General features: G+C 63.2%; 14 protein-coding genes. 10 read left to right on the top strand and 4 right to left on the bottom strand.

Going from position 1 to position 14,021, the window contains the following annotated elements; all coding sequences use genetic code 11:
- The first annotated feature begins 15 nt into the window (after positions 1-15).
- The 7 genes from folD to ACN9M2_RS10465 all read left to right on the top strand — a co-directional run bounded on the left by folD (position 16) and on the right by ACN9M2_RS10465 (position 6,769).
- A complete protein-coding gene (gene folD, locus ACN9M2_RS10495; RefSeq protein WP_306846756.1) occupies positions 16-870 on the top strand; it encodes a bifunctional methylenetetrahydrofolate dehydrogenase/methenyltetrahydrofolate cyclohydrolase FolD in 855 nt (284 codons plus the stop codon).
- Between the two features lie 70 nt (positions 871-940).
- Positions 941-2,395 (top strand): IMP dehydrogenase, encoded by a 1,455-nt coding sequence (guaB, locus tag ACN9M2_RS10490; protein ID WP_306846757.1) that lies wholly within the window; start codon positions 941-943, stop codon positions 2,393-2,395.
- An 89-nt stretch (positions 2,396-2,484) separates the two neighbouring features.
- Complete coding sequence (guaA, locus tag ACN9M2_RS10485) at positions 2,485-4,041, top strand: glutamine-hydrolyzing GMP synthase (protein ID WP_426284687.1); 1,557 nt, start codon at positions 2,485-2,487, stop codon at positions 4,039-4,041.
- A 153-nt stretch (positions 4,042-4,194) separates the two neighbouring features.
- Positions 4,195-4,458, top strand: a complete 264-nt coding sequence (locus ACN9M2_RS10480) for a helix-turn-helix domain-containing protein (protein ID WP_426284685.1) — start codon at positions 4,195-4,197, stop codon at positions 4,456-4,458.
- Between the two features lie 88 nt (positions 4,459-4,546).
- Positions 4,547-5,800, top strand: coding sequence for a type II toxin-antitoxin system HipA family toxin (locus tag ACN9M2_RS10475; protein ID WP_426284684.1), 1,254 nt, complete (start codon positions 4,547-4,549; stop codon positions 5,798-5,800).
- Positions 5,801-5,841: 41 nt separating this feature from the next.
- Positions 5,842-6,057, top strand: a complete 216-nt coding sequence (locus tag ACN9M2_RS10470; protein ID WP_426284683.1) for a hypothetical protein — start codon at positions 5,842-5,844, stop codon at positions 6,055-6,057.
- A 145-nt stretch (positions 6,058-6,202) separates the two neighbouring features.
- Positions 6,203-6,769: a hypothetical protein gene (locus tag ACN9M2_RS10465; protein WP_371021887.1), complete on the top strand. Its 567-nt coding sequence runs from the start codon at positions 6,203-6,205 to the stop codon at positions 6,767-6,769.
- A gap of 63 nt (positions 6,770-6,832) precedes the next feature.
- Here ACN9M2_RS10465 and ACN9M2_RS10460 read toward each other — a convergent pair whose 3' ends face one another.
- From ACN9M2_RS10460 to ACN9M2_RS10450, 3 genes are read right to left on the bottom strand one after another with little or no spacing between them, the layout of a single operon-like run.
- A complete protein-coding gene (locus ACN9M2_RS10460; RefSeq protein ID WP_426284682.1) occupies positions 6,833-7,663 on the bottom strand; it encodes a sterol desaturase family protein in 831 nt (276 codons plus the stop codon).
- An 18-nt stretch (positions 7,664-7,681) separates the two neighbouring features.
- Positions 7,682-7,888 (bottom strand): hypothetical protein, encoded by a 207-nt coding sequence (locus tag ACN9M2_RS10455; RefSeq protein WP_426284681.1) that lies wholly within the window; start codon positions 7,886-7,888, stop codon positions 7,682-7,684.
- Between the two features lie 50 nt (positions 7,889-7,938).
- Positions 7,939-8,865, bottom strand: a complete 927-nt coding sequence (locus ACN9M2_RS10450; RefSeq protein ID WP_371021884.1) for an AraC family transcriptional regulator — start codon at positions 8,863-8,865, stop codon at positions 7,939-7,941.
- Positions 8,866-8,997: 132 nt separating this feature from the next.
- Here ACN9M2_RS10450 and ACN9M2_RS10445 point away from each other — a divergent pair, with 132 nt between their 5' ends.
- Positions 8,998-10,050, top strand: coding sequence for an SDR family oxidoreductase (locus ACN9M2_RS10445; protein ID WP_371021883.1), 1,053 nt, complete (start codon positions 8,998-9,000; stop codon positions 10,048-10,050).
- A 58-nt stretch (positions 10,051-10,108) separates the two neighbouring features.
- Here ACN9M2_RS10445 and ACN9M2_RS10440 read toward each other — a convergent pair whose 3' ends face one another.
- Positions 10,109-11,128: a hypothetical protein gene (locus tag ACN9M2_RS10440; RefSeq protein WP_426284680.1), complete on the bottom strand. Its 1,020-nt coding sequence runs from the start codon at positions 11,126-11,128 to the stop codon at positions 10,109-10,111.
- 498 nt (positions 11,129-11,626) lie between these two features.
- On the opposite strand from ACN9M2_RS10440, the gene ACN9M2_RS10435 reads away from it, so the two are divergent.
- Positions 11,627-13,237, top strand: coding sequence for a Fic family protein (locus ACN9M2_RS10435; RefSeq protein ID WP_426284678.1), 1,611 nt, complete (start codon positions 11,627-11,629; stop codon positions 13,235-13,237).
- A gap of 123 nt (positions 13,238-13,360) precedes the next feature.
- Positions 13,361-14,017 (top strand): carboxymuconolactone decarboxylase family protein, encoded by a 657-nt coding sequence (locus tag ACN9M2_RS10430; protein ID WP_426284677.1) that lies wholly within the window; start codon positions 13,361-13,363, stop codon positions 14,015-14,017.
- Positions 14,018-14,021: the final 4 nt, after the last annotated feature.

Below are 14,021 nucleotides of genomic sequence, written 5' to 3'. Positions count from 1 at the left end.
CAGGGCGACCCTCCCATGACCGCACGCATCCTCGATGGCAAGCGCATCGCCCAGGAACTCCTTGAGCACATCGGCCGCCGTGTCGCCAAGCGCGTGGCCGAGGGGCGTCGTGCGCCGGGCCTCGCCGTCGTGTTGGTCGGCGACGACCCGGCGTCCTCCGTATACGTGAAAAACAAGCGCCGCGCCTGCCAGCAGGTGGGCTTCGAGTCGTTCGGCTACGACCTGCCGGCCACCACGACGCAGGACGAACTCTTCGCGTTGATCGACACGCTCAATGCCGATCCCGCCGTGCACGGCATCCTCGTGCAGTCGCCGCTGCCCGAACACATCGACGAGGATGCGCTGGTCGATCGCATCGACCCGGGCAAGGACGTGGACGGCTTCCAGGCCGTGAACGTAGGCCGCCTCGCGCTGCGCCGCTTCGGCCTGCGGCCGTGCACGCCGAAGGGCGTGATGACCCTGCTCGGTCATACCGACCGCCCCGTACGCGGCAGGCACGCGGTGATCGTCGGGGTATCCAACCATGTCGGCCGGCCTCTGGCACTTGAGCTGCTTATTGCAGGTAGTACAGTGACTTGCTGCCACAAGTTCACGCAGGATCTAGCCGGCTTCGTGGCCCAGGCGGACATCCTGGTCGTCGCCGCCGGTAAACCGGGCCTGGTCAAGGGCGAATGGATCAAGCCGGGGGCGGTGGTCGTGGACGTCGGCATCAACCGCCTGGAAGACGGGCGTCTGGTCGGTGACGTGGAGTTCGCGCCTGCCGCGGAGCGTGCCTCGTGGATCACGCCCGTGCCGGGAGGCGTCGGTCCGATGACGGTGGCGACGCTGATGGAAAACACACTCGAAGCCGCCGAGGCCATCGACGCCTGAGTCCGTCGGCGGCTGTCACTTTGTTGCAACGCACGGTATAATGCCGCGATTTACTCGCGGGACTAATGCTATGCGCATCCTTGCCGAGGCACTCACTTACGACGACGTGTTTCTGGTTCCCGGTCACTCCACGGTCATGCCGCGCGATGTGGACACCTCGACGCGCTTCACGCGCGGTCTCCGCCTGAACATCCCCATCGTGTCCGCCGCCATGGACACCGTCACCGAGGCCCGCCTCGCCATCACCATGGCGCAGAACGGCGGCATCGGCATCATCCACAAGAACATGACCCCGGCCCAGCAGGCCGCCGAAGTGCGCCTGGTGAAGAAGTTCGAGGCGGGCGTCATCCGCAGCCCGATCACCGTCCGCCCGGATACCTCGATCGGCGAGGTCATGGCGCTCACCCGCGCGCACAACATCTCCGGCGTGCCCGTGGTCGACGGCGAGAAGCTCGTCGGCATCGTCACCAGCCGCGACCTGCGCTTCGAGCGCAAGCACGACGACCCGGTCCGCAACATCATGACCCGGGAAGACCGCCTGGTCACCGTCAAGGAAGGCGCTTCCCACGACGAAGTGCTGGAACTGCTGCACCGCAACCGCATCGAGAAGGTGCTCGTCGTCAACGACGGCTTCCAGCTCCGCGGCCTGATCACGGTGAAGGACATCCAGAAGGCCCGCGACAACCCCAACGCCGCCAAGGACTCACACGAGCGCCTGGTCGTCGGCGCCGCGGTCGGCGTGGGCGGTGACACCGAGCAGCGTATCGAAGCGCTGGTCGAGGCCGGCGTCGACGTGATCGTGGTCGACACCGCGCATGGCCATTCGCAAGCCGTGATCGACCGCGCTGGCTGGGTCAAGAAGCGCTATCCGCAGGTCCAGGTCATCGCCGGCAACATCGTCACGGGCGAGGCGGCGCGCGCGCTGCTCGACGCCGGTGCCGACGCGGTGAAGGTCGGCGTGGGCCCCGGTTCCATCTGCACCACCCGCATCGTCACTGGTATCGGCGTGCCGCAGATCACCTCGATCGACCTCGTCGCCACCGCGCTGAAGGGCGAGATCCCGCTCATCGCCGACGGCGGCATCCGTTACTCGGGCGACATTCCCAAGGCGCTGGCCGCCGGCGCGTCCTCGGTGATGCTCGGTTCCATGTTCGCCGGTACCGAAGAAGCCCCGGGCGAAGTCGAACTGTTCCAGGGCCGTTCGTACAAGAGCTACCGCGGCATGGGCTCCATCGGCGCGATGCAGCTCGGCTCGAAGGACCGCTACTTCCAGGACGAGGCCGACGCCGACAAGCTGGTGCCGGAAGGCATCGAAGGCCGTGTGCCGTACCGCGGTCCGCTGCGCAACATCATCCACCAGATGATGGGTGGCCTGCGTGCCTCCATGGGTTACATGGGCGCGGCCAACATCGAGGAAATCCACCAGAAGGCCCAGTTCGTGAAGGTGACCGGTGCCGGCGTGCGCGAAGCGCATCCGCACGATATCCAGATCACGAAGGAAGCGCCCAACTACCGCCTGGACTGACGCCTCCGGGCGCTTCGCTCCAGGTACCCAGGACGCCCGCCGCAAGTGGGCGTTCTGCTTTTTGACATTCTTGAACTGCAGGCCGCCCGATGACCGACATCCATAGCGACAAGATCCTCATCCTCGACTTCGGTTCGCAGTACACGCAGCTGATCGCCCGCCGCATCCGCGAGATCGGCGTCTATTGCGAGGTCTGGGCGTGGGATCACGCGCCGGACGAGATCCGCGGCTTCAACCCGCGCGGCGTCATCCTGTCCGGCGGCCCGGAATCGGTCACCGAAGACGATTCCCCGCGGGCTCCGCAGGTGGTGTTCGAACTCGGCGTCCCCGTGCTCGGCATCTGCTACGGCATGCAGACCATGGCCGAACAGCTCGGCGGCAAGGTCGAGGCCGGCCATCACCGCGAGTTCGGTCCCGCCACGATCACCTTCGGCAGCTGCGCGCTGTTCGAGACGGTGGTGCAGGACGGCGAGTCGCTGGGCGTCTGGATGTCTCACGGCGACCGCGTCACCGCCATTCCCGAGGGCTTCAACGTGTCGGCGTCCACGCCGAGCCTGCCGCTGGCGGCCATGGCGGACGACCAGCGCCGTTTCTACGGCGTGCAGTTCCACCCGGAGGTGACCCACACCAAGCGCGGCATGGAACTGCTGCGCCGCTTCGTCGTCGACCTCTGCGGTTCGGCCACGCTGTGGGACGCCGCGCACATCATCGAGGACGCCGTCGAGCGCGTGCGCGCGCAGGTCGGCAACGATCGCGTGCTGCTCGGCCTGAGCGGCGGCGTGGATTCTTCCGTCGTGGCAGCCCTGCTCGAAAAGGCGATCGGCGACCAGCTCACCTGCGTCTTCGTCGACACCGGCCTGCTGCGTTTCCAGGAAGGCGACCAGGTGATGTCGACCATGGCCGAGCACATGGGCGTGCACGTCATCCGTGTCGACGCGAAGCAGCGCTTCTTCGACGCGCTCGCCGGCGTGGAAGACCCGGAGGCCAAGCGAAAGGTCATCGGCCGCTTGTTCGTCGAGGTGTTCGACGAGGAGTCGTCCAAGCTCGAAGGCGTGAAGTGGCTGGCCCAGGGCACCATCTACCCGGACGTTATCGAATCCGCTGGCAGCAAGACGGGCAAGGCCCACGTCATCAAGAGCCACCACAACGTCGGCGGCCTGCCGGAGCACATGAAGCTCAAGCTGGTCGAGCCGCTGCGTGAACTGTTCAAGGACGAAGTCCGTCGTATCGGCGTCGAACTCGGCCTGCCGCGCGAAATGGTCTACCGCCACCCGTTCCCGGGCCCGGGTCTGGGCGTACGCGTGCTGGGCGAGGTGAAGCCGGAATACGTCGACCTGCTCCAGCGCGCCGATGCGATCTTCATCGAGGAACTGCGCAACCACGGCCTCTACGACCGCGTCAGCCAGGCGTTCGCCGTGTTCCTGCCGGTGCGCTCGGTGGGTGTCGTCGGCGACGGCCGCGCCTACGAGTGGGTGATCGCGCTACGCGCCGTGGAGACAATCGACTTCATGACGGCGCACTGGGCACACCTGCCGTACGACTTCCTGGACAAGTGCTCGACTCGTATTATCAATGAGTTGCGCGGTATTTCTCGTGTTGTTTATGATATTTCGGGGAAGCCGCCGGCTACGATCGAGTGGGAGTGAGGGAGGGGCCGCAGCGGCTAACACGTACGAGCTATACATCGCTCGCGTGAATGTTCGTGCCTTAGGAGGTTTGGTAAGTAGCTGTTATTCAGGTATATTGCTAATATCTGATTTTCAGCTATATTGCGTTTACCAGGATCGCGAATATCCGCCATGCCTCCGACATCCCATCCGCTGCTCACCGCAAGCCAACTGAGTTCATTACTCCAGGCTGCGCGTAAGGTGCAGGGTCTGACCCAAGCCGCGTTAGCCACTCGTCTCGGGCTGAGCCAGTCGCGTGTCTCTCATCTGGAATTGAATGCCCAGGACTTGAGCGTCGAGCAACTCCTGGCCTGGTGCGCGGCGCTAGGCCTGGAATTGACTCTTGGAACCCGGGGCAGCGCGGCAGTTTCCGCGACCTCGAAATCGGCTTGGTGATATGGGGCGTCGATCACACAGCCGCAGCCTGTCCATCTGGACCAACGGGGTTCGGGTGGGGCGATGGACACTTCCTGCCCGCGGAGAGATGGAACTGCATTACGACCCGGACTGGGTCGCTGCCGACATAGGCCGGCCGCTGTCGCTGTCGCTGCCGTTCAACTTGCAGAACCTCCCGATCAAGGGAGAGAAGGTCGCCAACTACTTCGACAACCTCCTTCCGGACAGCGATGCCATCCGCCGCCGCGTCGCCGAGCGATTCAGGACGGGGTCGATCGATCCATTCGAGCTACTGAGAGTCATCGGACGCGACTGTATTGGAGCCGTCCAGATCCTGGATGGTGAAGAGGTGCCGAAGGGCTTCGATCATGTCGAAGGCGTGCCCTTGTCCGAGGAAGACATCGAGCGGCACCTGATCGAAACCGTTTCGCCGCACGCCTTCGGAGCGAGCGGAGATCCCGATGCGGACTTCCGCATCTCCCTTGCCGGTGCACAGGAGAAGACAGCTTTCCTCTGGTGGGACGGGCAGTGGCTCGCACCGCGTGGCGCGACGCCGACGAGCCACATCTTCAAGCTGCCGCTGGGCCTGATGGGAGGACGACGTGCCGATTTCAGTACCTCGGTAGATAACGAGTGGCTGTGCCTGCGGCTGCTGAAAGCCTATGGGTTGAACGTCGCCGACGCACGTATCGCGACCTTTGGCCGCCAGCGCGTGCTCGTGGTGGAGCGATTCGATCGTCGCACCGCCCCTGACGGGCAGTGGCTCATGCGCCTGCCACAGGAAGACTTCTGCCAGGTCGAGGGCTGCTCGCCGCTGCGCAAGTACGAGAACGAAGGTGGACCAGGTCTCAAGGCCCTGTTCGCCACGCTGCGACAGTCGGTGAACGCCGAAGCTGACATGAAGACCTTGATGACGGCACAGGTACTGTTCTGGTTGCTGCGGGCACCCGATGGCCACGCCAAGAATTTCAGCATCCATCTTCTGCCGCGCGGACGCTTCCATTTGACCAGGCTTTACGACGTGATGTCGGCCTATCCGGTATTGGGCGAGGGTCCCAACCAGTGGTCGCCCCACGACATCAGGTCCGCGATGGCACTGCTCGGCAAGAACCGGCATTACGACATGCACGGCATCCAGCGCCGGCACTTCAACAGCACCGCGCGAAAGGTCGGCTATGGCTCGACCGCCGAGCCGATCATCGAAGAACTTCTGGCCCGTACGCCAGCAGCCATCGCCGAAGTACAGGCCGCCCTGCCGAAGGACTTTTCCCCGCGTGTCGCGGAATCCATCCTGGGCGGCCTTCAACAGGCCGCAACTGCACTTGGTGCGATGCTGCCATAGGCAAAGAGAACCCGGTCCTTCCCGACCCTCATCGTGCTGCGGTGACTTCACGATTGCGCGCCACGATCTCCTCGTGGCTGGGCGGTGTCTTCGCTTCCATGAATCCCTTGATCAGCGCATCGCGATCATGGGGCGCGCGTGCCTTGTCCGCTGTGGATAGCGCGTCCCCCGTCGCCGATGGAGTCGACATGAGTCCTGAACTGCGCTCGGCCGCGCTGGCGTGCGCGATGGACAGCATCGAGGCGCTGGCGGCTTAGTACCGATTGCCTATCGCCGGCTGTGCGGGACTCCCGTACGATCGAATCACAAAGCCGGTCAGCGGCCCGTAACCAGGCCGCTGGCTCGCTTTCGTCCAGGGGATTCAGCGGTACACGCCACGCTCTTAGCCATAAGGGGATGTACATGCCGCTTTACTTCGTCGTCTTCCTCGCCATGCTGGCCGTTTCCGTGCTCCTTTATCTCGGAGCCGTCGCGACAGCGGCCATCACGCGGCATTCGCCGCCAAGCTTCGTCCCCGGGACGGCCACGAGCTCCTTGCAAGCTATCGGAGTTGCCTTGCTATGGTCCTCCGTTGGCGTCTGCTGGCTCCTGTTCTTCAACGTGTACCGCATTCACGTGGACATCAGCGCGTATGGCGATGCTGCCTTCCAGGCATTCAGCAGGGGCTATACGCGGCGATTGCCGATCGTCGTGCTGCCCTACGCGGCGACATGCCTGGTCTGGACCCTCGCGTTGTGGAGCGCGCCGGCACGCATGTCCCGCCGGACATTGTGGATCATCGCGACGATGATGATCGTCTCGATCGCCAGCACGCCCTGGGCCGCGGGCGCGCAGGATGCCATGCAGGATCACGGGTACAGCGAGGCGGCCTATCGTCAGCTTCAGGCTTCGCACCTGGTTCGCAGCGTTGCGGTTACGATCGCGGCGGTGTGGGCACTTGCTGAAGTGTGGCGCCTACCGAAGTCTTGAGCCGCCGTGCTCGCGGTGGCTACCAAAGCGGGTTGGCGTCAGAAAATGCTGTGACTCAAGAAATCAACCTTCCGGCGGCCCGAACAGGACCCGCGCGCATTCTCTCCCATTCCTTACGGATTTCATGTCGTGGAACATCTGAATCCAGGCATGCAAGGCGATGCGGAAGGGGTTATGGCTGTATAGGGGTTTCACCAGGCCATACCGCGGCGGCTCGTCCTCACGTTGGCGACGGAACGTACCGAATAGCCTGTCGAACACGATCAGCACGCCGCCGTAGTTGCAATCGATGTAATCGGGATTGCTGGCATGGTGCACGCGGTGGTGCGAAGGCGTGTTGAGCACGAATTCTATCGGCCGCGGCAGTTGTCCTATCAGTTCGGTATGCAACCAGAATTGATACGTCAGGTTCACCGCGAGCGCGGCGACCACCAGCGGCACCGGAAATCCGATCCACACCAGCGGCGCGAAGAATACCGCTGCACCGGTGATCTGTCCGGTCCAGCCGAGCCGATACGCGGACGACAGCGTGTACTGGTTCGGCGAGTGGTGAACCGAGTGATTCAGCCAGAACCAGCGGATGCGGTGGTCGGCACGATGCATCCAGTAATAGCAGAACTCCTGGCCCACGAAGAGCAGGGTCCAATGCCACCAGCGATCCATCGCGAAGGTGGCGATGCGCCACTCCCATACCGTATAGAGCAATGCCCCGACAATACCGGGCTTGAGCGCTCCATTGACCAGCATGCGGCCCAAGGCATCGCCCAGCGACGCCCAATAGGCTTTCCAGTCGTGATCGCGGCCGCTACGTCGCCGCAACCATCCTTCGGCAGCGGCGATCAATGCGAACAACGGCAGCGGTACCAGCAGCCAGGCGAAAAGCGAAGTATCCATGGCGATCGCTTCGATAGCTCAGCGGCCCAGGCGTTGGCGCGCGAGTTCGGAGGCCTGCTTGAGTTCGCTGGGAGACAATTTGCCGTCCTGATCGGCGTCGAGCTTGTCGAAGTTCTTGGCCACGCGCGGTAGCTTGGCGTCGGCTTCCTGGCGGTCGATAAAGCCGTCGCCGTTGGTATCCGCCGCTTTCAGGCGTTCTTGCATGTCGTGCTTGGCTTGAGCCATGTGCTGAAGGGCTTATGGCTTTGTAGCTGTCGATGTGGGCGGCGGCTGGTCTACCGTCCTGGAAGCCGTGACGCCTTGCGATAAGTTTTCGGCGAATGGCCGGTCATGCGCTTGAAGGCGTTGCTGAAGGCGCTTTCGGATGTATAGCCGAGCGACTGGCCCACAAGCGCTACCGGCGTGTTCTCCTCCCGCAACGCGCGTTCGGCGAGACGCATGCGCCATTCGGCGAGATAGGCCAGCGGTGCGACGCCTGCGATCGTCCTGAAGTGAAAGGCGAATGTCGTTCGTGACATGGCGCATGCCCTGGCGAGTTCGTCCAAGTGCCACGAACGCGCGGGGTCGCCATGCATCAGCCGCAGCGCGGGTGCGATGCGTGGGTCGCTCAAGGCACGCAACCACCCGGCCGGCATGGGACCGGATGTCTCCAGGTGGGCGCGCAGCACCTGGATGAAGAGAAGCTGCGCGAGTTGCGCCGCGACGAGCTGCGTTCCCGGCCGATCGGCCGCCCGCTCCTCCACGAGCTGGTCAAGAAGCCACCGAAAACTCATGGCCTGCCGTGACGCCGCCGGCACGTGGATCCACGGCGGCAGGACATCCGCCAGCAGCCGCTCGCTTGCAGGATCGAGCAGGACGTGCCCACCGATATGGGCGAAGTCATTGCCGTCCCCCAATATGGCAGTCGTCCTGCCCGTGCCGGAGAACACGTTCATTGCGTCCACGGGCGTGATTTCGAGATCGCTGGCGAGGACGAACGAGCGCTTTGCCGTTATCAGTCCCACGTCTCCTGTTCCGAAATGGACCGGTTCGGCTTCGCCGTCGATGTGGACCCAGCAGGCGCCTTTCACCACGGCGAAGAACTTGATCTTGTCCGGCGCTGGGAAACGGATCGCCCAGGCACCCCCTGCGATGAAGCCGCCGGTCACCAGCGATTTCGCATTCGTGAACTTGAGGATGTCGGAGAAGGGATCGGTGCTCACGGTCGTACGTTCGCGCAAGTTAATCGCACTATAAAGCATTAACAGTGCGAACTTTGCATCTTAACCTGTCGTTCCCGTCGGACGCCCGAACGGCCTCCTTCTTCTTCGGCCAACGGCCATTCTGGAAACGACATGAACGACAAAGACGTGCAGGTTCTCGTCACCGGTGGAACCGGCTTCATTGCGCAACACTGCATTCTGGCGCTACTGAATCACGGCTACCGTGTGCGGACCACGGTGCGTTCGCTGGCTCGGGAGGTCGAGGTGCGCGAGAACCTCAAGACAGGTGGAGTCGAGCCGGGCGATCGCCTGTCATTCGTCACCGCTGATCTGGGCGCGGACCAAGGCTGGGCTGAAGCTGCCGCGGATTGCGTCTACGTGATGCACGGTGCTTCACCGACGCCGACGGGTGCGCAAACGAGCGAAGAGGAATGGATCAGGCCAGCGGTCGATGGCAACTTGCGAGTACTGCGTGCCGCGCGCAAGGCCGGGGTCAGGCGCGTCGTATTGACCTCGGCTTTCGGCGCGATTTGCGCCGGGCACGGGCCGATGAAACGTCCCTTCAACGAGACCGACTGGAGCGACCTGACCAGCAAGCATGTTTGGCCTTATCAGAAGTCCAAGACATTGTCGGAGCGGGCGGCCTGGGACTTCATCGCCCGCGAAGGGCAGGGCATGGAATTGGCGGCGGTGAACCCGGTGGCCGTCCTGGGCCCTGCGCTGGGAGCCGACTATTCGCATTCCATTCGTCTGATCAAGAATCTCATGGACGGACAACCGGGAAATCCCAGGATCAATTCGGGCTTTGTCGACGTGAGGGACGTGGCCGACCTGCATCTGCGCGCCATGACCCATGATGCCGCCAAGGGCGAACGCTTCCTGGCGATCGCAGGCGAGAGCATGTGGCTGGCGGATGTGGCGAAGGTACTGAAACAGCGGATGGGGGCGGCCACCGGCAAGATATCGACACGGGTGTTGCCTGACTGGCTGGTACGCCTGGGGGCGCTGAAGGACCCGGCATTGCGAGGGGCAATTCCGTTTCTTGGCGTGAATCTGAATGCCACCAGCGAAAAGGCCGTGCGGCTGCTGGGCTGGTCGCCGCGGCCGCGCGAGGAGGCTATTGTTGCGACGGCTGAGAGCCTGATTCGGCTTGGCCTGCTCGATTCAGCGGCGGACGGAGTGTAGTGATGCCATCGATGCGGCGGCCGAAGCCGCCGCACGGTCCGGAACAACGGAAGAATGGTCAGGTTTGCAGGTAGCCCACCCGGGTGACGAGTTCATCTATCACCGCGTCACTGTCGCCACCGTTCTCGCCATCGCCCCAGGTCGAAATCATCGCCTGATCGGTCAGTGCCGCAAATCCGAAGGTCGTCACGTAGAGGGCGCGACCCTGCCGAATGATTCCGTTGTCCTCGTAGTATCCACCATGCTTCGGATTGCCCCACGCCATCACCTGCCAACCGTCCGCGGGCAAGACGGCGAAGGCGCCGCCGCTGCCAGCCACCTGGACGATCGTGTCCAGGTTACGGATGGGCGAGTCGGCCGCCAGGAGACCGCCTTCGTCGGGATGTCCCCATGCCTCCACACGGCCGTTCTCTCGTAGGGCCACGAACGCGGCGCTATTGCCTACCACCTCGATGACATCCGTCAACCCAGTGATCTGGATACCTGGATGCCCGCCATGATCGGCGTCGCCCCAGGCGGCCACACTCCCGTTCTTTCGCAGCACCGCGAATGCGCGTGCCGTACTTGAAATCTCGACGATGTCGTCGAGGCTGGCAATCTCCGCCGTCAACACTCCACCGAAACCCGGATCGCCCCATGCAACCACGCTGCCGTTAGCCCGGAGTGCGGCAAAGGCGCTCTCGCTGCCAATCACCTCGACGATATCCGTCAGGTCCGCAATATCGGGTGGAACGTTTCCCGCGTTTCCCCAGGATGTGACACGGCCATCGCCCAGGCGCGCGGCAAAGCCGTATCCAGCATTGGCGATGTCGACGACGTCATCCAACGCCGGTTGTTCGGCGCCATAGTTCACGTGGCCCCATGTCACGACCTGCCTGTTGGCACGCAGCGCCGCGAAGGCGCCAAGACTGCCGACGATCTTGACACCATCGGTGATCGTCGGAAGCGGCACCATATCGGCGCCCGTGACTTCTCCCCAGTTCACCACGTCGCCGTTGGAACGGAGTGCGGCGAACGCAAGGCCACTGCCGACGATATCGACCAGGTCCGTCAAGGCGGCAATGTCGTCGCTTGCCACGCCTCCGACCCCAGACGCTCCCCAGGGCACCACGTCACCCGTGTCCCGCAACGCGGCGAACGCCGACCAATTCAGAGCCGGTAACGCCCCGTGCCCACGCCTTGGCTTCATGGCAAACGTCGAAACGTTCGCCAGATGATTTGGGGGAGTCGCATCGAATCCAGCATGCGTCCTTGCATGGCTTGTTTCTCTGGAGGTCGGGGTCGGCCTCTTCGTTGCAGTTTCTCGATCATTCGTTCACGAGCGTGAACGGAGAGTCAAAGGGGCTGGCAGCGGTCGTGCCGGGCAAGATGGACTGCTGTTCCTCTCAAACGATGCCCTTGCTGGCACCGACTGGTGACGAGTGAAGCAGGACAGGCGGCTGGATCTGTAATCGTTTTTACGCAATATTTTAAGTTTCTAATTATATTTAGTCATGCTTACTTGCCCGACGACCTATATATCCGTGTAAGAATCGGTTTTGAGCATCGGAAACCGTCCTGGTCCAAGAGAGACATCATGACCGACTTGCCCACAGACCCCATCGGAGCCGGCTGGCTGTGCCAAGCCTATGGTGTGCTGCCGTTGGGAAGGCTGCCTGTGATGAGCCAGGTGGGTGGGCGACGTGCAACCCAGGTCAATGAAGGTTTTCGCCTCGAAACCTACACCGAGGCCATGCGACCGGCCGCGGAGCCCGCAGCGCATCTGCAGTTCCACTTGCGGCACGAGGTTCCCCATCTCGAATTCCTGGCCCGTCTGTTTGAGCGGATGGGACGAGGTATCGTCCAAGCCTGGATCGCGGCCGAGCCCACCGGGCAGTACGCGCGTCGTGCGTCGTTCCTATATGAGTGGCTGACAGGAGATGTCCTGGACGTGCCTGAACGGCTGGGTGGCAACTATGTCGATGTCATCGACGATGGCAAGTTGGTGGCTGCATCCCGCGACCGGGTGATCAAGGTGCAGCGCTGGCGGGTGAATGACAACCTGCCCGGTAACCGCGAATTCTGCCCTATCGTGGTGAAGACGGAGGCGATGACGAGGGCGGCCATGCTGGACGTGCCTCGTTTGTTTGACGAATTGACAGTCGAGTTTGGTGAGGACCTGTTGCTGAGAGCGGCGGTCTGGATGACCTTGCGCGAGAGCAAGGCCAGCTTCGCCATTGAAGGCGAGGCCGACCGCGTGGGACGGGTTCAGCGCTTCGCCGACGTGATGGCACGGCGTACCGGGCAGGGTGACGCGCCCCTGAGTGATGCGGCTCTTGCCGGGTTGCAGCAGGAGATCCTGGGCGGCCGGACGACGGTCACTCATTTTGGGGTACGCCAGTCGCCGGTGTTCGTTGGCGAAACCGTGCGGTACCAGGAGATCGTGCATTACGTCGCACCGGCGGCCGACGAGGTCAGCGCGATGCTCGAAGGGTTGCAGGTTTTCCTCGAAAAGACGCAAGGCCAGTCGCCAGTGATGCGCAGCGCCGTCGCCGCCTTTGGCTTCGTATACATCCACCCCTTAGCTGACGGCAACGGTCGCGTGCATCGGTTCCTCGTCAACGATGTACTGCGACGCGACGGCGCGATTCCCGATCCAGTAATCCTGCCGATCTCGGCAGTCATCACGGACGACGCGGGTGAGCGTCGCGCCTATGACAGGGTGCTTGACCAGGTGTCCAGGCCGCTGATGCAAGCCGTACGCGAGGACGTCGTCTTCGAACCCATGCAAACCACATATCCGGATGGCGTGGTGTCCAACTTCGCTTTTCATGGTGAAAATCAGGCTAGGCCACTATGGCGTTATCCCGACCTCGGGCCGCATGTGGTCTTCCTGGCCAATATCATCGGTCGGACATTGACTGAACAGATGCGCGAAGAGTCGCGTTACCTCCGCAGCCATGCGCGCGCGCGCGCCGCGCTGAAGGAAGTGGTCGAGATGCCCGACCAGCAGGCGGACCGTGTGTTGCGCTCGATCGAGCAGAACCATGGCGAGTTGAGCAATGTGCTGGCCAGGGAGATGCCTGTCCTGAACCAGCCCGGCGTGTGGATCGAGATCATAGATGCCGTTTCCCAGGCTATGGGAAATGGTGGGGCAGACGCCGCGGTGATCGATCGATATCGCCCAGGCAGGCCCGTCGGCCGCTGATGCTGGCCAGCGATTAGTGAGCCATCCGCATAGCCGCATGCGGATTCGCGGTCTTCCGAATGAACAGCCGACGTAATAGATTTCCGGGCATTACGTTTCGTAGGGACGCAGGCTTCACTCCATATGACCCAAGAATCAGCGGCATCCGAAACCCTCTCTGTTCACCAACAAGCCATCGTCCCCATCGCCGCCTTCGCCGCCACCGGCGGCATCGACAAGTTGAGCGTGGCCCTGGAACAAGGACTCGACGCCGGCCTGGCCGTGAGCGATACGCGGGAAATCCTGGTACAGGTCTACGCGTACGCGGGCTTCCCACGTAGCCTCAGTGCCCTCGGCGCCTTCATGAAGGTGTTGGAGTCGCGCAAGGAACGAGGCATCCGTGACGTGGCCGGACAGCCCCCGAGCCGCGCCATCCCCAAGGGCGACGCATTGCTTGCCGCGGGAACCGCCAACCAGACCCGGTTGGCGGGCGGCCCCGTCAAGGGACCCGTATTCGATTTCGCGCCGGCGGTCGACGAATACATCAAGACTCATGTGTTCGGCGACATCTTCGAGCGCGACAACCTCGACTGGCAAAGCCGTGAACTCGCCACCGTTTCCATGTTGGCGGCGCTGTCCGGAGTGGAGTCGCAACTGCAGGCGCACATGCGCATCTGCATGAATATCGGAATTTCGGCGAGCCAATTAGGTCGACTCGTCCAAACGCTGGCCGATCGTGTGGACGTCGAAGCGTCGAGGCGGGCACATGACGCCTTGGAGCGGCAGCTAGCCTCCGCGTAAGGAC

The organism is Luteibacter sp. E-22 (assembly GCF_049913125.1).
Lineage (GTDB): Bacteria > Pseudomonadota > Gammaproteobacteria > Xanthomonadales > Rhodanobacteraceae > Luteibacter.
This window is presented reverse-complemented; position numbering and strand designations above follow the sequence as displayed.

Bases quoted from the DNA above. Each gene is read 5' to 3' on its own strand.
- guaA (WP_426284687.1), top strand. From the start codon at position 2,485: ATGACCGACATCCATAGCGACAAGATCCTCATCCTCGACTTCGGTTCG.
- ACN9M2_RS10435 (WP_426284678.1), top strand. From the start codon at position 11,627: ATGACCGACTTGCCCACAGACCCCATCGGAGCCGGCTGGCTGTGCCAA.
- ACN9M2_RS10475 (WP_426284684.1), top strand. From the start codon at position 4,547: ATGGAACTGCATTACGACCCGGACTGGGTCGCTGCCGACATAGGCCGG.
- ACN9M2_RS10445 (WP_371021883.1), top strand. From the start codon at position 8,998: ATGAACGACAAAGACGTGCAGGTTCTCGTCACCGGTGGAACCGGCTTC.
- ACN9M2_RS10480 (WP_426284685.1), top strand. From the start codon at position 4,195: ATGCCTCCGACATCCCATCCGCTGCTCACCGCAAGCCAACTGAGTTCA.
- ACN9M2_RS10465 (WP_371021887.1), top strand. From the start codon at position 6,203: ATGCCGCTTTACTTCGTCGTCTTCCTCGCCATGCTGGCCGTTTCCGTG.
- folD (WP_306846756.1), top strand. From the start codon at position 16: ATGACCGCACGCATCCTCGATGGCAAGCGCATCGCCCAGGAACTCCTT.
- ACN9M2_RS10460 (WP_426284682.1), bottom strand. From the start codon at position 7,663: ATGGATACTTCGCTTTTCGCCTGGCTGCTGGTACCGCTGCCGTTGTTC.
- guaB (WP_306846757.1), top strand. From the start codon at position 941: ATGCGCATCCTTGCCGAGGCACTCACTTACGACGACGTGTTTCTGGTT.
- ACN9M2_RS10455 (WP_426284681.1), bottom strand. From the start codon at position 7,888: ATGGCTCAAGCCAAGCACGACATGCAAGAACGCCTGAAAGCGGCGGAT.
- ACN9M2_RS10430 (WP_426284677.1), top strand. From the start codon at position 13,361: ATGACCCAAGAATCAGCGGCATCCGAAACCCTCTCTGTTCACCAACAA.